Annotated in this window: 13 protein-coding genes and 1 pseudogene; 7 read left to right on the top strand and 7 right to left on the bottom strand. The window is 70.7% G+C overall.

Annotated features, from left to right (window positions below; translation table 11 throughout):
- Window positions 1-49 precede the first annotated feature (49 nt).
- Genes ATM97_RS14385 through trmB form a run of 3 tightly spaced genes read right to left on the bottom strand, consistent with a single transcriptional unit; the run spans window position 50 to window position 5,442 of the window.
- Window positions 50-3,889, bottom strand: coding sequence for an MMPL family transporter (locus ATM97_RS14385; RefSeq protein WP_218718519.1), 3,840 nt, complete (start codon window positions 3,887-3,889; stop codon window positions 50-52).
- Entirely contained in the window at window positions 3,890-4,612 is a 723-nt protein-coding gene (locus ATM97_RS14380; protein WP_218718518.1) for an NYN domain-containing protein, read from the bottom strand. It abuts the gene before it with no gap.
- Window positions 4,609-5,442 carry a tRNA (guanosine(46)-N7)-methyltransferase TrmB gene (trmB, locus tag ATM97_RS14375; RefSeq protein WP_218718517.1) on the bottom strand — a complete coding sequence of 278 codons (834 nt, stop codon included), beginning with the start codon at window positions 5,440-5,442 and terminating at the stop codon, window positions 4,609-4,611. The genes ATM97_RS14380 and trmB overlap by 4 nt, the downstream gene beginning before the upstream one ends.
- A 166-nt stretch (window positions 5,443-5,608) precedes the next feature.
- On the opposite strand from trmB, the gene ATM97_RS14370 reads away from it, so the two are divergent.
- The 3 genes from ATM97_RS14370 (at window position 5,609) to ATM97_RS14360 (ending at window position 10,253) form a co-directional block, all read left to right on the top strand.
- On the top strand, window positions 5,609-6,718 hold the full coding sequence (locus tag ATM97_RS14370; protein WP_218718516.1) for a hypothetical protein: 1,110 nt from the start codon (window positions 5,609-5,611) through the stop codon (window positions 6,716-6,718).
- Complete coding sequence (locus ATM97_RS14365; protein WP_218718515.1) at window positions 6,705-8,180, top strand: hypothetical protein; 1,476 nt, start codon at window positions 6,705-6,707, stop codon at window positions 8,178-8,180. Before ATM97_RS14370 ends, ATM97_RS14365 begins: the two co-directional genes overlap by 14 nt.
- Window positions 8,181-8,420: 240 nt before the next feature.
- Window positions 8,421-10,253 (top strand): phosphoenolpyruvate carboxykinase (GTP), encoded by a 1,833-nt coding sequence (locus ATM97_RS14360; protein WP_218718514.1) that lies wholly within the window; start codon window positions 8,421-8,423, stop codon window positions 10,251-10,253.
- A gap of 54 nt (window positions 10,254-10,307) precedes the next feature.
- Here the strand turns inward: ATM97_RS14360 and ATM97_RS14355 are convergent, their stop codons facing one another.
- A complete protein-coding gene (locus tag ATM97_RS14355) occupies window positions 10,308-11,063 on the bottom strand; it encodes a phosphohydrolase (protein WP_218718513.1) in 756 nt (251 codons plus the stop codon).
- Window positions 11,064-11,177: 114 nt separating this feature from the next.
- On the opposite strand from ATM97_RS14355, the gene ATM97_RS14350 reads away from it, so the two are divergent.
- Entirely contained in the window at window positions 11,178-12,128 is a 951-nt protein-coding gene (locus ATM97_RS14350; protein ID WP_218718512.1) for a GlxA family transcriptional regulator, read from the top strand.
- A gap of 289 nt (window positions 12,129-12,417) precedes the next feature.
- Complete coding sequence (locus tag ATM97_RS14345; protein ID WP_218718511.1) at window positions 12,418-12,597, top strand: hypothetical protein; 180 nt, start codon at window positions 12,418-12,420, stop codon at window positions 12,595-12,597.
- Here ATM97_RS14345 and ATM97_RS14340 read toward each other — a convergent pair.
- On the bottom strand, window positions 12,594-14,051 hold the full coding sequence (locus tag ATM97_RS14340; protein ID WP_218718510.1) for an aldehyde dehydrogenase: 1,458 nt from the start codon (window positions 14,049-14,051) through the stop codon (window positions 12,594-12,596). The genes ATM97_RS14345 and ATM97_RS14340 overlap by 4 nt on opposite strands.
- A gap of 435 nt (window positions 14,052-14,486) precedes the next feature.
- Window positions 14,487-15,359: a class I SAM-dependent methyltransferase gene (locus ATM97_RS14335; RefSeq protein WP_218718509.1), complete on the bottom strand. Its 873-nt coding sequence runs from the start codon at window positions 15,357-15,359 to the stop codon at window positions 14,487-14,489.
- 154 nt (window positions 15,360-15,513) lie between these two features.
- Between ATM97_RS14335 and ATM97_RS14330 the strand changes: the two genes are divergently transcribed.
- Window positions 15,514-16,683 (top strand): glycosyltransferase family 4 protein, encoded by a 1,170-nt coding sequence (locus ATM97_RS14330; protein WP_218718508.1) that lies wholly within the window; start codon window positions 15,514-15,516, stop codon window positions 16,681-16,683.
- On the opposite strand, the gene ATM97_RS34390 is transcribed toward ATM97_RS14330, so the two are convergent.
- A complete protein-coding gene (locus ATM97_RS34390; protein ID WP_308248479.1) occupies window positions 16,649-18,727 on the bottom strand; it encodes a hypothetical protein in 2,079 nt (692 codons plus the stop codon). The two genes, ATM97_RS14330 and ATM97_RS34390, sit on opposite strands and share 35 nt — an antisense overlap.
- A gap of 290 nt (window positions 18,728-19,017) precedes the next feature.
- Here ATM97_RS34390 and ATM97_RS14320 point away from each other — a divergent pair.
- Window positions 19,018-19,379: pseudogene (locus ATM97_RS14320) on the top strand (polysaccharide biosynthesis protein); the annotation flags it as partial.

Raw genomic sequence — 19,379 nt, 5'->3', positions numbered from 1 at the left:
GAAACCCACGGCGGAAGCTCGCCGTGGGTTTCTTCGGTCGTGGCCGCGCTCAGTCGGTGTCGTCGTCGCGGCGGCGCAGCAGCTCGTTCACGCTGACCGTGCGGCCCTCGTTGCCGGTGTGGCGACCCTCGTCGGCGGCGGTGCCGCGCCGGGAGGAGCGCAGCTGGGCCATCCAGTTCTCGATCTCGTTGCGGTTGTCCGTCTGCGGCTCATCGGCTTCGGCGGCGGCACGGTCGTCCGCCGGACGCTCCGGCGTGGTCGGAACCTCCGGGGCGGGCACGGCGGTGAAGCCGTCGGGCGCCCGCCACTGGCCCGGGTTCGGCTGCGGCTCCGGAGCTTCGGCCCGCGGTGCCGGATCGGGTGCCGGTGCCGGCTCGGCCGCCGGGGTCGGCTCGCCGGAGGGGACGGCGGTGAAACCGGGCGGGGCGACCTGCGGACGCACCGGCCGGACCGGATCCTGCTCCGGCGACGGCGTGACCGGGGAGAACCGGGGACCGCTGTCCGGCTCGGGGGCGGTGAATCCGCTCGCCGCGGCCGGGCTGCCGTTCCACGGCGAGGTCGGACGCGGGGGTTCGACCGGCACCGAGGTACCGAAGACGCCGCGGGGCTCGTCGGCCTGCTCGGGGCGCGCGACGTCATCGGCCGCGGGCGGGTCGGCGCGATGCGCCCCCGGCGCCACGGACAGATCGTCGCCCGGCGACGCGGTGCTGCGCGGTTCCGGCTCCGGCTGTTCCTCGCGGGCCGTCGGCTCGAAGCCGGTCAGCGGGGTGAATCCGCTGAACGTCCCACCGGCGGGCGGCTCGACCGGTCGCGGCGTCGGCGTCACGATGCTCGGCGGCGGCGGGCTGACGATGCTCGGCGCGGGCGGCGGCACGACACCGGGCGGCGGCGTGTTGACGATGCTCGGCGCGGGCGGCGGCACCACACCGCGCGGTTGCGGGTTGACGATGCTCGGCCGGGTCGGCGGCACGATGCTCGGCCGCGCGCCGGAATCCTCGGTGGGCGCGCCGAATCCGGACGCGTCACCCGGAGTCGACACGCGCGGCGCGGACGGAGGATAGCCGGTGGGCGGCTGCACTCGTGATGACCCACGCGGCGGCGCGGAATCGCGGCCGTTCGGGGACGGGTCGAGTCCGCCGATGACGCCGTCGGTCGCGGGTCCGGTGCTGTCGCCACCGATCACCCCGGAGTCGCCGGGGGTACCGGGCACACCGGAATTCGCCTCCGGCGCACGGAAACCCGCGTCGCCGCGCGGCGCATCCGGTCCGGGCGCCGCGTCATCGGGCGCGGGCGGTTCGGCGCCGGGCTTGACGACCGGCAGGATCTGGGTCGGCTCACCGCTGGTGAACATCGGCGGCGCCGGGTGCTCCGGCGGCTTCGCGGCCGAATCCGCTGCGGGCGCGGGCGGTTCGGCGCCGGGCTTGGCCACCGGGAGCACGCGGGTCGGCTCACCGGACAGCATCGGCGCGCGTGGCCGCGTCGGATCGGGCGACATCGGCGGCCGCGGCCGGGCGGGCTCGGCGGGGTCGGTGTGGTCGGTGATCTTGTCCAGGTGCGCGGTCGGCGCCTCGGCCTCGATCTCGGCGACCGTGCGCGGGCGGCGCGGGGTCTTGGCCAGCTTGCTGTCGGGGACCGCCGTCATCTGCATGGTCGGCGGATCGGTGATCGGCGTGGTCTTCACCAGGTCGACCACGGCGCCCTTCTGCGGACGCTCGTCGTCGAGGATGGGCTCGCCGAGGCCGATCCGCTCCTGGATCCGCTTCATCCACTTCGGCGCCCACCAGCAGTCGTCGCCGAGCAGCTTCATGATCGCGGGCACCAGCAGCATGCGCAGCACGGTCGCGTCGATGAACAGCGCCGCGATCATGCCGTAGGCGATGTACTGCATCATCACCATGTCGGAGAACGCGAACGCGCCGGTCACCACCAGCAGGATCAACGCGGCGGCGGTGATGATGCGGCCGGTCTGGGCGGTGCCGATCCGTACCGCCTCGGTGGTCGACGCGCCCTGCGCGCGCGCCTCCACCATGCGGGAGAGCAGGAAGACCTCGTAGTCGGTCGACAGGCCGTAGATGATCGCGATGATCAGCATCAAGACCGGCGCGCTGATCGGTTGCGGGGTGAAGTTCAGCAGCCCGGAGCCGTTGCCGTCGATGAAGATCCAGGTCAGGATGCCCAGCGTCGAGCCGAGGCCGAGCGCGCTCATCAACGCGGCCTTGATCGGCAGCACCAGCGAACCGAACGTCAGGAACATCAGCACGAAGGTGCTGAACAGCACGATCAAGATCATCCACGGCATCAGCCCGAGCAGCGTGTCGATACTGTCGGCCATGAGCGCGGGCTGACCCGTGACGTACATCTCGACGCCGTCGGGGACCTCGATCGACCGCAGATAGTCGATGGTCGGTTCGGCGCCGCCGGTGGGATCGACCAGGGTCGCCGAGGTCCGATAGATCGTCCGGTTGTCCTGCGGGTTCGACGGCACGCTGAAGGGGCCGACCAGACCGGGCGCCTGGTTGGCTTGCTTCCACACCTGGCCGATGGCGTCGGTGTCGGCCTTGTCGCCGGACCCGACGACGAAGACGAGCTGGATGGGGTCGGTCTTCTTCTGCGGGAAGACCTCGTAGAAGTGCTCGAGCGCGACACGGGTCTCGTTGTCCGGCGGCAGGTACTTCTCGTTGATGCCGCCGAAGGCGAGATTCTTGACCGGGATGATCAGCAACAGCAGGCCGACCGTGACCGGGATCGCGATCTTGAGCGGGTGCTTCATCACCCACCGGGTGAGGTTGCCCCAGAAACCGTTCTCGATCTGCTCGGCGGTCTTGTTCTTGCGGAATCGCTTGAGGCCGAGCATGTCGACGCGCGGACCGAGCACCGCCAACATGGCGGGCAGGATCGTCACCGCGGTGAGCGCGGCGAGGGAGACGGTCGCGATGGTGCCGTAGGCGACCGAACGCAGGAACCCCTGCGGGAACAGCAGAACGCCGCCGAGGCTGGCGATGATCATCGTCGCGGAGAACACGACCGTTCGCCCGGCCGTGACCACCGATCGCCGCACGGCGGCCTTGGTGTCGTAGCCCTCGGCCAGTTCCTCGCGGAAGCGACTCACGATGAACAGGCCGTAGTCGATCGCGAGGCCGAGACCGATCATCGAGACGACGCCGGTGACGAACGAGTTGACCTCGGTGAAGTTGGACAGCACCATCACCAGGCCGGTCGCGCCGAGGATCGTCAGGCCGCCGATGACCAGCGGCAGCGCGGCCGCGACGATGCCGCCGAAGATGAAGAACAGCAGGATCGCCACGGCGGGCAGCGCCAGCACTTCCATCCGCTTGGTGTCGTGCGCGATGGTGTCGTTGAGCGTGACACCGAGCGGCTGGAGGCCCGAGACCTCCACGTCCACGCCGGGGATGTAGAAGGCGTCGGCCACCACCCGGTAGTTGGCCATGCTGGTGGAGTCGTTGTCACCGACGATGGCGATCGAGGCGAACGCGTGCTTCTTGTCCTTGGACCCGAACGCCGACGGCGCGGAGGGCGCGTCGCCCACCTTCCAGTAGGTGCCGTTGATCTTGCCGATCTGATCGGGATACTCGGCGACCAGCGAGGTCAGGTTGTCGACGACCTTCTTCTGGAAATCCGGGTCGTCGATCGTCTTGCCCTCGGGGGCGTTGTACATCACGATCACATCGGCCATGTGATCGCGCCCGAACGCGCCGTCGGCGATCTGCGCGCCCTGCACCGATTCCGAGCCCGGGTCGAACCAGCCGCTCTGCGTCAGGCGATCGCCGAGACCCGTGCCGTAGGCGCCCAGCGCCAACATGGCAGCACCGACCACACCGATGACGGCGAAGCGGAACCGATAGACCAGATCGCCCCAGCGGGTGAACACTTAAGCGACTCCTTGACCAGGGCGAGACGTGAGTAGTGCCGACAGCGGCCGGAAAGGCTGCAGCCAGGCACCCTCGTCGGGCAGCGAATCGAGGCTCACCCGCGGTAGCGGCTCCCGGAATACTCCCGGGATGTCCTCGAGGTCGACGAACTCGAGAGTATCGGAAGTCACCGCCCAACTCGCGTGCTCACGGAAACCGAGAACCTGAGCAGGGATTCCCTTGGCGGCGATGGCTTCCAGTGGTTCGCGGAAGGCCTGACCGTCGGCCGAGGCCACCATGATGCCCGCCAGACCGCCGTCGCGCTCGCGCATCGCGATGTGCGCCAGCATGTCGGCGTCGACGTCGGAGTCCTCGTCGATCTTCGGTTTCGCGAAGACCGCGAAACCGACGTTGCGTAAGGCCTCGACCCACGGCCGGACCACGTCGGCGGTGCCGGGAGCGATATTGGTGAAGACGGTGGCCTCGGCTTCGATGCGGCCCTTCGCGCCGACCGACAGCTCGGCCGTGCGCGCGAGCAGCCAGCGGCCGAGCGCGTCGAAACGGGGACGATAGGCGGCGGTGGGACGACCACCGAGGATGGCGCCGAGTCCCATGTCGAGGTTCGGCGCGTCCCAGACGAGCAGGACGCGTCGGACATCGGAGCCGGAACTGCTCAACGCCTCGCTGCCGGCTGCTCCCTGGGCGATATCCGGCATCTCGGTGGCGATCTCACTCACGCTCATCTGTCGATCTTCCCCCATATGAACTCGTTGATGGCGCTACCGGCACGCAGGCCTTTGCCCTCGAACTTGGTGACGGGCCGTTCGAAACCGATCGGCGCGGTGACGCGGTTGGCCGCGCTGTCGCCGCCCGTGGTGTCGTTCAGGCCGGTGAGCAGCGGTTCCGCCGAGCCTACTTCGAGGATGTGCTCGGCGTAATCGGCGTGGTCGGTGGCGACGTGCAGCACGCCGCCCGGCTTCAGCCTGCTGGCGATCAGGGCGAAGGTCGGCGCCTGCAGCAGCCGCCGCTTGTGGTGGCGGGCCTTGGGCCACGGGTCGGGGAAGAACACGCGGACGCCGGTCAGCGACTCCGGGGCAACCATGTTCTCCAGCACGTCGACAGCGTCGCCGCGCAGCAACCGGATGTTACCGATCTCCTCGCGCTCGATCTGGCAGACCAGCTGGGCCAGACCCGGCTGGTACACCTCGATGCCGATCAGGTTCAGGTGCGGTTCGGCCTGGGCCATCGCGGCCGTGGCGGTACCGGTGCCGCAGCCGATCTCGATGACCAGCGGAGCGCTGCGCCCGAACCAGGCGTCGGCGTCGAGCGGCTCGTTGGCGACGTCGCGACCGATCACCGGCCAGGTGCGCTCCCAGGAGACCTGCTGATTCGGCGTCAGCGCGCCGCGCCGCGAGCGGAAGCTCGTGACGCGGGGATAGAGCCGGGAGCCCGTGGTCGAGCGGCGGCCCGCCTCGTGCGGTATCTCGGACAGCTTGGGATGGGCCGAGCCGGTGGACGGCTGCCCCGGCACCGACTCGACAGGGTGGTTGGCGGCGTCGTTCACGCCGTCCATTGTCCAGCATGCGCGGAGCTACGTCGCAGGCGCGTGCGCCCGCCCGGACCGCGCGCCGGGGATCGGTGCGGTGTAGCGGCGGTGTTGCCCCAGGTCGGCAGACGGTTCCCGACGGCCGCCGACCCCCGGATCTGACAGAATGCCCTCCGAAAAGGGGGTGCGCAGAATGTCGACAGTCACCGAATCCGCGCAGTCACGGACATCTGACCAGCTCGACCAGCTGATCTCGGCGCTGCGGACCGGTCGGGGGACCGATCCGGCGATCGCCGAGCAGCTGGCCGCCGCGGTCGCGCGGCGGCGCAGGCCGCTGCACATCCAGGTCGCGGGACGGGCGCTGAGCGGGCGGTCCACCGTGCTGCGGGCGCTGGCGTTGCTGTCGGCGGAGGAGACCGCGCCGGTCGATCAGCCCGACCAGCCGGATCCGGTGCTCGACGGTGACCTCGTCGTCTATGTCCTGGCCGGTGCGCCGCAGGCCGCCGACCACCGCGTGCTCGCCACGCTGCCGCCGGGGCGCGGGGTCGTGGTGCTGAACAAGGCCGACGCGGTGGGGGCCCGCTGGGGTGACGCGGTCGCGGCCGCCGAGCGGTCCGCGCGCGAACTCGGGCTGCCGGTCGTGCCCGTCGTCGCTTCGGTGGCCGCGCGGACCAGGGCGGGCGCGGTGGACGCGGCCGACCTGTCCGACCTGCGTCGCCTGGCGGTCGGCCCGGATGTGCCGTCGGTGCTGTCGGCCGATCTGTTCATCGGCACCGGCTCCGATCAGGACGCGCGCAGGCGGCTGATCGCCCACTGGGACCTCTACGGCGTGGACTGCGCCCTCACCGCCCTGCGCGCCGACCCCGATCTGACCTCGGCCGCGCTGATCCAGATCCTGCACTCGGCGGGCGGTGTCGACCCGCTGCACCGGCTCGTGCACCGCCGCTACGAGCAGGTGGAAGCGGTGCGCGGGGGCGAACTGCTCGACGAGCTGGTCCGCCTCGCCGCGCGCGCCGTCCCCGCCGACGGCGGCCACGCCCGCGAGCTGATCGAGCAGTACCTCGCCGGTGACGACGCGCTGTGGGCCGGACTGTGCGCCGGACTGGCCTGCCCGCAGGTCGCCCACCTGGCCGCCGGTTACCCCTCGCCCGCACCGGCCGACGCCGACGAGGCGCTCGCGCGCGCGTCCCGCTGGCGGGCCGTGGTCTCCAGCGATATGCCGCCCGCCGCCCGCCGCGCCGCCCTGCGCGTGCACAACGGCTACGTGCGCGCCTGGGAACGGATGACAAGTGCCGGGCTCTGACCAACCGGCCGACCCGCCGCTGTCCGACGAGCTCGCCGCCGTCGTCGAGCGGTGGAATCCGCAGGGCTCGGCCCTGCTGCGCGCGATGGACCAGGCCGGCACCGGCTCCACCGTCGCCTTCTACGCGGTCGACGACGCCAACACCACCCTGCTGCGCACCGAGCTGGCCCGCTTCGAACCACGCGTCGACCTGACCGATCCGGCCGCCGTCACCGCGTCGGCCGATCCGCCCACCGCCCTGATCGTCTTCGACGCGGGCAGCGTGCTCGGCGCCGACATGCTGGTCCTGATCGAGCGCCTGCGCGCCGCCGGTCAGCGGATCGTGCTCGCCATGAACGGCTTCCACGCCTATCAGGACTGGCAGGCGATCCGCGAGCGCAGCCTCGCCCTGCTCGCGGCCCGCGGGGTCACCGACCTGCCGATCCTGCCGGTCTCGGCCCGCCTGTCCGCCGCGGCCCGCGCCGCCGACGACTCCGCCCTGCTCGACCGCTCCGGCCTTGCGGCCCTGCACGCCGCGCTCGCCGCGGCGACGGCGCACCGGACCACCGACGGCACCGCGCGCCGTTCGGTCGTGCTGACCAGGGTGTTCACCGACACCAGGGCCAGGATCACCGAGCAGGTCACCGCGCTGCGGTCCGGCGCGGAGTCGACCCGGCTGCGGGCGGAACGGGTCGCGCTGCTGGCCGAGCGCGACGGCGGCCGCCAGACCGGCCTGTCGGCGGTGCGCAGCCAGGTCCAGCTGGCCCGCGTCGACCTCACCACCGAGGTCGGCGCACTGGTGCGAGCCCTGCACACCCGCTCGCGCGCCGAACTCGACCGCTGCGACCGCGCCGAGCTGCGCGCCTACCCACAGCGACTACAGCAGGCCGCCGCCGAGCTGTCGGTGGCGGTCGACACCGCGATCGACGCCAGAGTCATCGAGACCGCGCGCCGCGTCGGCACCACGGCACCCGCCGCACGCAGGCACGATCCGGCCCCGAAGGTCGGCCCCGAGCCCGAGCCGCGGCACCGTGGTGTCGAAGATCACCTCATGATCGCGCTCGGCGCGTCGGCTGGCGTCGGCCTCGGTCGCCTGGTCGTCGCGCCGCTGTCGCTCGTGCCCGCGCTGGACGCCGCGAGCGTCCCGGTGACGCTGCTGCTCGGTGCGGGCGCGGCCTATTGGGTGGTGCGCGCGCGGGGTCAGCTGGCCGAGCGCAACCACCTCTCGCAGTGGGTGGCCGAGGCGCTGGTGAATGTGAAAGCCCAGCTGGAGCAGCGTGTCGCCGCGGTTCTGGTGGATGTCGAGGCAGAATTGGCCGAGCACGTCATCCGGGAATCGACGGCGCGCGCGGTCGCGGTCGACCGCCGGGTCGGGGAGCTGGACAGCCTCGCGCGGCGCCTCGTCGCCGAGCGCCCGGCTCAGCTGGCGGCGTGCGAGCGAGACCTCGCCGCGCTGGAACGCGCCGAGGCCGAGATTGGGTGATCGACCTGTGGGTAGTTATTAGGGAACCCGATTCCGTATCGATCGTCATATCGCGTTAACCTTTAACCAGGAACCTGGGCGTCCGCTCCGTGCCAGTCGATGCGCGGCCTCCGTCCATGGACGTCGCTGTACGCCGTCCATTTGGGGTTGTGCGGTGGTTGGTTCGCTGCGGACGCCTTCCCGCCCGGTGGCGATCGATGGACTTCGCATCGAAGAACCGCCCATCTCAGGAGAGTTTTCATGACCTCAGCGACCATTCCTGGTCTTCGTGGATCCGACGGCACCGCGCCGACCGAGCACAGTGAACTGCTCGCCTGGGTACAGGAAGTCGCAGAGCTCACTCAGCCGGATCGCGTGGTCTGGGCCGACGGCTCCGACGCGGAATGGGATCGCCTGACCACTCAGCTGGTCGAGGCGGGCACCTTCAAGAAGCTCGACGAGAAGAAGAAGCCGAACTCGTTCCTAGCGCTGTCGGACCCGTCCGACGTCGCCCGCGTCGAGTCGCGCACCTACATCTGCTCCAAGACCGAGGCCGACGCCGGTCCGACCAACAACTGGGTCGACCCCGCCGAGATGCGCGCCACCATGACCGAGCTGTACCGCGGCTCGATGAAGGGCCGCACCATGTACGTGGTGCCGTTCTGCATGGGCCCACTCGGTGCCGAGGACCCCAAGCTGGGCGTGGAGATCACCGATTCCGAGTACGTCGTCGTGTCGATGCGCGTGATGACCCGCATGGGCCAGGCCGCGCTGGACAAGCTGGGCACCGACAAGCCGTTCGTGAAGGCGCTGCACTCGGTGGGCGCCCCGCTGGCCGAGGGCCAGGCCGACGTGCCGTGGCCGTGCAGCGACACCAAGTACATCACCCACTTCCCCGAGGACCGCGAGATCTGGTCCTTCGGCTCCGGCTACGGCGGCAACGCCCTGCTCGGCAAGAAGTGCTACTCGCTGCGCATCGCCTCGGCCATGGCCCACGACGAGGGCTGGCTGGCCGAGCACATGCTGATCCTCAAGCTGATCTCGCCCGAGGGCAAGAACTACTACGTCGCCGCCGCGTTCCCGAGCGCCTGTGGCAAGACCAACCTCGCGATGATCCAGCCGACCATCCCGGGCTGGCGCGCGGAGACCCTGGGCGACGACATCGCCTGGATGCGGTTCGGTGAGGACGGCCGGCTCTACGCCGTGAACCCGGAGTTCGGCTTCTTCGGTGTCGCGCCGGGCACCAACCGCAGCTCCAACCCCAACGCGATGGCCACCATCGAGGCGGGCAACACCGTCTACACCAACGTCGCCCTGACCGACGACAACGATGTGTGGTGGGAGGGCCTCGAGGGCGAGCCCGATCACCTGATCGACTGGAAGGGCAACGACTGGTACCTCCGCGAGTCGGAGACCCTGGCCGCGCACCCGAACTCGCGCTACTGCACCCCGATGTCGCAGTGCCCGATCCTGGCCCCCGAGTGGGACGACCCGCAGGGTGTGCCGATCTCGGCGATCCTGTTCGGCGGTCGCCGCAAGACCACCGTCCCGCTGGTGACCGAATCGTTCGGCTGGGAGCACGGCGTGTTCATGGGCGCCACCATGGGCTCGGAGCAGACCGCCGCCGCCGAGGGCAAGGTCGGCACCGTCCGCCGCGACCCGATGGCGATGCTGCCGTTCCTCGGCTACCACGTGGGCGACTACCTCAACCACTGGATCAACCTCGGCAAGAACGCCGACGCGAACAAGCTGCCGAAGATCTTCTACGTCAACTGGTTCCGTCGTGGCACCGACGGCCGCTTCCTGTGGCCCGGATTCGGTGAGAACTCCCGCGTGCTGGAGTGGATCGTCGGCCGCATCGAGGGCCGTTCGGGCGCCGAGGCGACCGCGGTGGGCAATGTCCCGTCGGCCGCCGACCTGGACCTGGAAGGCCTCGACGTGGTCGTCGCCGATGTCGACGAGGCCCTCGCGGTGAACGTCGAGGAGTGGCGCAACGAGATCCCGTCGATCGAGGAGTGGTTCCAGTTCGTCGGCGACAAGCTGCCCTCGGGCGTGCGCGACGAGTTCGAGGCCCTCAAGGAGCGCCTGGGCTGATCCGCCCCCTGAACGGCGAACCGCCCGTACCGCGTTCGGTACGGGCGGTTTCGTCTATTCGGCGAACGGCGAGTGCCTGATCATCGGCAGGAAGCCCGCGCCGGTGAGCCAGTGGACGCGGCCCGCGGGGACGGCGGCGGCCTCGGCGGTGAAGCAGGCGATGAGGTGTCGCTTGAAGTCCTGACGTGGGTGCCGCACGAGCAGGTCGTCGACGAAGCCGGCGTCGAGGTCGGCCAGCCGTCGGCCCAGGACGTCGACCGAGGCGCCCGCGGAGACGAAACCGCCCGGCTCGCCGAGGTTTTCGGCCGCGTCCGGATTCAGGTGGGCCGCGATCGCCGCGCCGATCGCCTCGGCACGGTCGGCGGGCGCGCCGTGGCGGACCGCGAAATCGTTCGCCGTCTCACCGCCGACCACCGCGAAACATCTACCTGGAGTGGGCGTTTCGAGCTTCAGGTCGTGCAGCAGGCTGGCCACGTAGCCGATCTCGTCGTCGTAGTCGACGCTGTCGAGCTCGGCGAGGGCGCGTGCGAAGAAGTAGGTGCGGTACGAGTGCGCCAGCATCGTGTCCGAGAGCTGTTCGCGCGCCTCGATTTCGGCAGCCCGGGCGAGCGCGGTGTCGGGCAGACGCAGTTCGGCCAGCGCCAGCCGCCCGGTGCCGCGACGGCCCAGCGCCTGCCGGAGCCGGCCGGATACCAGCGCGGGTGAGACGCGGAGCAAGCCGACGGTGAGGGCGCGGCGCTGGGCGGGGGTGAGATTCCCGCCGGTGTGGGTGGCCCAGTCCCAGTCGAGGGCGGGTGTCACGGTGAGCATGGTCGATCTCCTCCGACGCGTGTTTCGCGGTGTCCGTCGAGTGTCGCGGAGCGGACCGGGCCGGTGAAGTGGCGGGAATGCCAGCATTGCGTGGATACATGCCAAACTGGGGACATGATCGAGGTCGCCGCGCTGGCGCTGGACGGGGTGATGACGTTCGACCTGGCCTGCGCGGTGCAGGCGTTCCGGCACGGGCCCGGCGTCACCGGCGAGCCGGTCGGCTTCGCGATGCGCACCTGCGGCGTCCGGCCCGGTCCCGTGTGGACGCCCAACGGCTTCGACCTGCGGGTGGAGCACGGCCTGGAGCTGCTGGCGGAGGCCGATCTGATCGTCGTGCCCGGCATCGGCCTGCCGACGCTGCCCACGCCCGAGCCCGTGCTCGACGCCCTGCGCGCGGCGGCGGAGCGGGGTGCGACGATCGCCAGCATCTGTATCGGCGCCTTCGTCCTGGCCCAGGCGGGCCTGCTCGATGATCGCCCGGCTACCACCCACTGGGGCTACTGCGACCAGTTCGCCCAGCTCTACCCGGCGGTGAAACTGGATCCGACGGCCCTCTACATCGACGACGGCGACATCCTCACCTCGGCGGGTCTGTCCGCGGGCCTGGATCTGTGCCTGCACCTGGTGCGCCGGGAACTCGGCGCGGCGGCCGCCGCCGACCTCGCCCGCTGGAATGTGGTGCCGCCGCACCGCGAGGGCGGCCAGGCCCAGTACATCCCGCGGCCGATGGGCGGCCCGGATCCCCGCAGCGGTCTGGCCGCGACGCTGACCTGGGCGGCGGCGAATCCCCGAGCCGCCACCGATGTCTCGGCCCTGGCGGCGCACGCGCTGATGAGTGAGCGGACGTTCATCCGCCGCTTCAAGGCCGAAGTCGGCGCCACCCCGGGCGCCTGGCTCGACGCGCAACGGCTCGGGCGGGCCCGCGAGCTACTCGAGCGCACGCAGCTTCCGGTCGAGACGGTCGCGCAGCGCGCGGGGTTCGGCAGTGTGACGGCGTTGCGTGATCATCTGCGCGCCGCGACGGGGCTCACGCCCTCGGCGTACCGCCGTTCGCTGCGGCACTGATCGCGTTGTCAGTGTGCTGATTTCGCCGTGGTTTTCGGGGCGATGGGCGGTGATGAACTGGACAAGCGAACTATGAGTTTCCGGACAGATTCCGGCGCGGACGATTTCCCCGACTCGATTCTGGGTACATCTTTCGATGTCAGAGGGTCGCTGCCGTTGGGCGGGAGTCGTGACCTATATTCCTGGTCAGGCTCCTCCGTTCGTCGCACCATCCGAGCTAACTCCCTTTCGAGACTCCAGCACCGCCGACGCGGTCCCGATGAGATCGACGCTGAGAGGTGGTTCACGCATGACCGATGTGGTGACCGGATATGGGTCCGACACCTACTCGAGCACTCCCCTGCAACGGGTGGCAGGACGTCTGCAGCGCGCACTGCCGCCGGGGTGGCGGGTCGACGTGGTCGACCTGCCACCCCGGGGTCAAGTGGCCGGACAGCCGGTACTGCGGGTGCAGATGCCGGAGAACTAGTCGGTGCTCGCGGGCGTCCAGCCCATCGGCATCAGCACGGACTTCTGCTCGCAGAACGCGTCGAGGCCCTCGGGCCCGTTCTCGCGGCCGATGCCCGAGTTCTTGTACCCACCGAACGGCGCGGTGGGGTCGAAGGCGTACCAGTTGATGGCGTAGGTGCCGGTGCGCACCTTCGCCGCGATCTCGACGCCGTGCTCGATGTCGGTGGTCCACACCGAACCGGCCAGGCCGTAGTCGGAGTCGTTCGCGATGGCGATCGCCTCCTCCTCGGTCTCGTACGGGATCACCGAGAGCACCGGGCCGAAGATCTCCTCCTGGGCGATGGTGCTGGAGTTGTCGACGTCGGCGAAGATCGTCGGCTCGACGAACCAGCCGCGCTCGACGCCCGCGGGCCTGCCGCCGCCGAGGACCAGTCGCGCGCCCTCTTCCTTGCCCTTGGCGATGTAGCTCTCCACCCGGTCGCGCTGCTTCTCGCTGATCAGCGGGCCGAGTTGGGTGGCCGGATCGGTCGGGTCGCCGGTCTGCATGGTCTTGACGTGCGCGACCAGCGCGTCGACGATCTCGTCGTAGCGGCTGCGCGGGGCGAGGATGCGGGTCTGCGCCACACAGCCCTGCCCGCTGTTCATCAACCCGGAGAACGCGAGAACGGGAATGCTGGCGGCCAGGTCGACGTCCTCGAGCACGATGGCGGCCGACTTGCCGCCCAGCTCCAGCGAGACGGTCTTGAGCTGCTCGCCCGCGATCGCGGCCAGCTTGCGGCCGACCGGGGTGCTGCCGGTGAAGGTCACCTTGTCCACGCCGGGGTGGCTCGCGAGGTATTCGCTCTCCGCCGCGTCTGCGGGCAGGACCGACAGCACACCGTCCGGGAGTCCGGCTTCGGTGAAGATGTCGGCGAGGAGGTTGGCCGTCAGCGGGGTCAGCGGCGAGGGCTTGAGCACCACGGTGCAGCCGGCCAGCAGGGCGGGGCCGAGCTTGTTCGCGGCGAGGAACATCGGGACATTCCAGGCGGTGATCGCCGCGACGACGCCGCGCGGTTCCCGTGAGACGCGCGAGGTTCCGAACAGGCCGGTGCGAGTCTCGTTCCACGGGAACGTCTTCGCCAGTGCCGCCCAGGCGTCCAGCGCGGCGACGGCCGGAATCTGGTTGAGTGTCAAGGCGGCTAACGAAGGCGCGCCCATCTCCGCGGTGAGTGCGGCGAGCAACTCGGGCGAACGCTGCTCGATCAGTCGGGCCGCCTTGGTGAGCACCTCTGCTCGTTCCAGTGGCGGTGTGGATGGCCACGGTCCGCTGTCGAAGGCGTCGCGGGCCGCGGCGACCGCGGCGTCCACATCGGCCTTCGTTACCGCGGGCACGCTGCCGACGGTCTCCTCCGTTGCGGGTGAGACCACGGAAATGCGGTCACTACCGGCAGGGGTGGTCCACTTCCCGCCGATGAACAGACTGTCGTAGTGCATAAGAACACGTTACAGTTTTGTGGCCGGGTTGTCTGCAACACGTTCTAATTCGCTGTCCCGCAACGACTGTGAACAGGGCGAATTCCAACCTGTCGGTTCGCTTTTCGGGTAAACGCACTATTGCGTTCTGTTGTTGAAAAGGGGATGCTTTAGCTACTGATCAGCTCGCTCGATTCATCAGACCTTTACAGCGAATTGGGGAGACCGACTCATGGCTGTGCAAGTGATCGGCCGATCGTTGATGACCAGCGACCAGACCGACCATCAAGCGAAGAGTGTAGGCAGCGGGGGATGGGTTGTGTCATTCCTGCCCGGCCGCACACTCACGATCGAGCAGGCAACTGCCGCCATTCAGGCCGCTGAGGCGGTCGCGATGGTCGGGGCACTCGCTGATCAGGTCGGCCTGACGACGCTGGAGACGGTGGGCCTGGCGATTCAGGAGTCGCCGTGGGCCGCCGCGCTACCCGAGCCGGTCCGCCGGTCCCGTCGATTGAGCTGGCTGGCCTGATCACCCTTGGTGGCCACGACCACCAGGTTGCTCACGAGTAGCTCGCGGATCACCGGAACTCGGACCAGCCACCACGCCCAGCGTGGGTGGTAGCGGGGGAAGACCGTCCGTACGTCGGCTGAAGTCGTTGCCGCCCAGCGCAAACCGTCGGCAGCGGTCACGGCGAACAGTGACCTGCCGAACCTGTTCTTGGGTTCACGACCGTGCTTGCGCCGGTACCGGCGGGCCGCGTACTCGCCGCCGAGGTAGTGCCAGAGGCCGGTCTCGTGACCGCCGAACGGCCCGTGCCACACCGTGTAGGAGTACACGATGAGGCCGCCGGGCTTGGTCACGCGGACCATCTCCTCCGCCATCACCCACGGATGCGGCACGTGCTCGGCCACGTTCGAGGAGAAGCAGACGTCGAAGGCGTTGTCGCGGAACGGCAGCGCCATCCCCGATCCGCGGACCGAGCCGGACACCCGCAGGCCCGCGGCGTGCATCTCCGACGGGTCGGGCTCGACCGAGACGTAGCGTGCCCCCGCCGCGGTGAACTCGTCGGCGAAGTACCCGGGGCCGCCGCCGACGTCGAGGACGACGGTGCCGGTGAGGTCGCGGCCGGTGATGTCGGCATAGAAGTCGCCGATCAGGTCGGCGCTGTCGGTGGCGATGCCGCCGTAGAACCTGGCCGGGTCGGACTGCTCGAACCGGAAGCTGGTGAGCAGCCGCAGCGAGCGGCGCAGCGTCGCGCGGCGCGCGAACCTGGACTGGTCGCGGCGCTGGACGGGCTGCTCGGTTCTCGGCGGGGATGCGGTCGGCACGGCCAGAGTTTATGGGCAGTGTCACCGGGGCCGATCGCGTGGTCCGGCCGGACACAGTGGACGGACGCGGCGATACGGATGTGTCGCGCAGACCACACCCGCTAGGGTGGGTGCCGACCTTTGTCCTCCGCCGACCCGATTGCGAGCCCCGACCGTGCGTGAAGTCCTCCTGCTGTGCTGGCGTGACACAGGGCACCCGCAGGGCGGCGGCAGCGAGCGGTACCTGGAGCAGGTCGGCGCCCAGCTGGCCGCGCGCGGCATCAAGGTCACGCTGCGCACGGCCGGGTATCCCGGTGCCCCGCGCCGGGAGCGGATCGACGGCATCGACATCAGCCGCGCCGGCGGCCGCTTCACCGTCTACCCCCGCGCGCTGGCCGCCATCGTCGCAGGTCGGATGGGTATCGGCCCGCTGCGCGGGGTGCGCCCCGACGTCGTGATCGACACCCAGAACGGCATCCCCTTCTTCGCCACCGCCACCGGCGTGCCCTCAGTGGTGCTGGTGCACCACGGCCACCGGGAGCAGTGGCCGGTCGCGGGCAAACTGGTCGGGCGGATCGGCTGGTGGATCGAGTCGCGGCTCTCCCCGCGCGTGCACCGCGAGAACCAGTACCTGACGGTGTCGCTGCCCTCGGCCGAGGAACTGGCCGTGCTCGGCGTCGACCGCGAGCGCATCGCCGTCGTCCGCAACGGTGCCGAGCCGGTCCCCGCCGAGGTCGTCCCCGGCGCCGACGACACCCGCGCCACCCACCCGCGCATCGCCGTGCTGTCGCGCCTGGTTCCGCACAAGCAGATCGAGGACGCGCTGACCGCCGTCGCCGCGCTGCGCGCGCGCTTCCCCGATGTGCACCTCGACGTGATCGGCGACGGCTGGTGGGCGCCGAACCTGCGCGCCTGCGCCGACGAGCTGGGCATCGCCGACGCCGTCACCTTCCACGGCCACGTCGACGAGCGGCGCAAGCACGAGATCCTGTCGACCGCGTGGGTGCACGTGATGCCCTCCCGCAAGGAGGGCTGGGGACTGGCAGTCATCGAGGCGGCTCAGCACGGGGTGCCGACCATCGGCTACCGCAGCTCGCGCGGCCTCACCGATTCCATCGTCGACGGCGTCACCGGGCTGCTGGTCGACGACGCCCCCGCCCTCGCCGAAGCGGCAGCCGACCTGCTGGCCGATCCGGACACCCGCCTGATGATGGGGGAGAAGGCGCGGGCTCGTGCGCGCGAATTCTCCTGGGAGCAGACCGGTTCCGGGGTCTACGAGGTGCTCTCCGCCGCCGCTCGCGGTGCCTTCGTCACCGGTTTGGTCGCACCGCCCGCCCAAGGCTGATTCGCGGAAGCAGTGCGGCGGTGAGTAGTCCGCCGATCAGCAGGGCCGCCCACAGCAGGTGCGCTGCCGCCGAAATCCATCGTTGGGTGGGTGTGGCGATGTCGGTGGGGGTAGCACCCGCGATCCGGTACAGCGCTAGATCCGAGTCCTGATATGCCGATTCCGCCGCGGCGAGCGTCTTCCCGGATTCGCCCAGCGGGCCGGGGGTGGTGCGTTCCACGACGATCCAGCCGACGCCGAGTGCGGCGATCTCGGCCGGGGTCGCGCCCCGGAGCAGCGCGTCTTCGACCCTGCGTGCCCGGTTGCCCTCGCCGTTGACGGCGTAGCCACGGACCCGGAGTTCGCCGGTCTGCAGGACGTCGTCGGGCAGGATGCGCGGCGCCGGATCGAGGACGGGAGCTGTCCCGCTATAGGGGAATCGGCGGAACATCCCGGCGGGGAGAACCGCGACATCCCCTGGTTCGTCCATGCGCTCGACGACCTGCGCCCACCCCGCCGGGTAGCGCACCGGCCGCATCTCGCCACCCACTCCCCAAGCCAGGTCGGCCAGCGGGAGGATCAAGAGAGCGATGAGAAGTGCGGCAACAGTGGATGTTCCGCGATGCGTTGGGACGCCGTCGGCTGGCGAGCCCGCGTGGTTGGTGGTCCCAGGGCCGGTGGGGTTCGTGGTCCCCGGGTTCGTCCGTCGCGCCGTCGGCTCCTGTCGTGCCGGTGGTGTTCGGCGCGTCCAGCCGAGAACCGTCGCGCACGCGGCCGCCGCGCACAGCGCGTAGGCGGGCATCGCCAGTGCCACGTACTTCTGTGTGTCGCGCAGCAGGCCGGCGCCGGGGATGTGCACCACCAGCCATTCGCCGATCGCGAGGCCGGGGCCGGTCGCGCCGAGTGCGGGCAGCACGATCGACACCGCCGCGATCACCAGCAGGGCCTGACCGTTTCGGCCCAGCGCCCACACGGCGCGCACGCCCAGCGCGACGATGCCGAGCAGCACCAGGGTGCCGACCAGCGCCAACGGCGTCGTCCGGGTGGCGGGCACCGCTTCGCTGTTCCAGATGCCACCGAGCCCGGCCAGACTGCCCAGCGTGCCGAGCCACGGCTCGGCGCGGGCCGCGAACGCCGACACGCCCGCCGGATCCGACGGCTCGGCCCCCGATCCGAGCGCCGTCGCCGTCAGCCAGGGCGCGCAGGTGGCGATCCACAGGACAGTGGCGGGGAGGAACGCTCGACGCCCGACCAGTGCGAGCCCGATGATCGCGGCCAGCAGCGATCCGGTGGGTGTCAGCCCGGCAGCCGCGAAACCGGCCGTCAGGGCCGCCCACGCGCCGATCGCCGCACCCCGGCTGAGTCCTCCAGGGGCGTCAGGTTCCGTTTGGGCTGTTGATCCGCCGCTGCCACCGGGCTCCACCTGGGCCCCTGATCCGCCGCTGCTCGAGCTTTCGCGCTGTGCCTCGGCGGGCCTCCCCGCAACGGGACTCGCTTCTGCGGCCGAGTGCGCGTCCGCATCGCCGCTCATGGTCGTGTTCCCGCGCGGGTTCGCGGTGGTAGGGAAGTGTGGTCCGTCGACGAAGTGCGAGCGATCGCGCCGGGTTGCTTGTCTGACGCGGGCGGCGGCCAGGGCGGTCCAGGGGAGGGCGGCGTAGCCGGCGAGGAGACTCCAGTGGCCCTGGAGGAGGCGTTCGGCGATGAAAGGGTTCCAGAGGGCGAGGGTGGCGGCGACCAGTTGGGCGGGGGCCGAGGCGGTGAGGAACTCGCGGGCGAGGACGGCGGCGCCGTAACCGGCGGCCCACAGGGCGACGATCAGAATCGCCTTCACCAGCAGGCCGCCGTCGATCAGCGGGGACAGGACGGCCAGCAACGCGTCCTGCGGAACGGCGCGGGGCGCGGCGGCGCCGAGGCCGAGGGCGGAATCGGTGAGGTAGGAGCGCGGGGTGCTGACGGCGTCGCGGAGCAGCAGATAGCCGGACCCGGCCAGCGGTCCGACGATGATCAGCGCGAGCAGTGCGCAGTATCCGGCCACCCAGGCCCGCACACGCCTATCTCCCGTCACGCCAGTGCACCTTACGTCCCGTCCCGCTGCCCGGCGGGCCGACCCGGTCCGCCGACCGTCGTGGGGTGATGCGGTCGGCCGTCGACGCCTGCCTCGATCGAGTCGTGGCCACGAGCGAGGCGGCCCGGATTCCCGGTGCCGACGGGCTGGGACACCCAAGGTGAGTCCGGTCGGACTCACATTTTCGGGGTACTGGTGATGCGAGGGCCGTCGAGGTGCGACGATGAGGCGTGTCCTCGGTCCGTCGCCCCCCTGTCGTAGCTGACCTGACCTGGGTGACGGCCGGCGCGATGACCGCCAACGTCGCCGGGTACCTGCTGCAACTGCTCGCAGGCCGCTGGCTCGGCGTCGCCGGGTACAGCGAGTTCGCGAGCCTGCTCGCCGTGCAGCTGCTGTGCGCCGTGCCCGCGCTCGCCATGCAGAACGTGGTGGCGCGCGAGGTGGTGCGCGGCGCCGACCTGCGGGCGGTGCGCGCGATGCAGTGGCGGTGCGCCGCGCTCGTCGCCGCGGTCGCCGTGGTGCTCGTTCCGGTGGTCGCCGGGGCACTGCATGTCGGCGTGTGGGCGGCCGCCGCCGCGCTCGGCGCCGCACCCGCACTGGTCGTCCTCTCCGGTGAGCAGGGAATTCTGCAGGGCAGCAACCACTTCCGCGC

This window comes from Nocardia sp. MH4 (assembly GCF_019266065.1).
Lineage (GTDB): Bacteria > Actinomycetota > Actinomycetes > Mycobacteriales > Mycobacteriaceae > Nocardia > Nocardia canadensis.
Note: the sequence above shows the minus strand (reverse complement) of the source record. Positions and strands in the feature narration are given on the sequence as shown.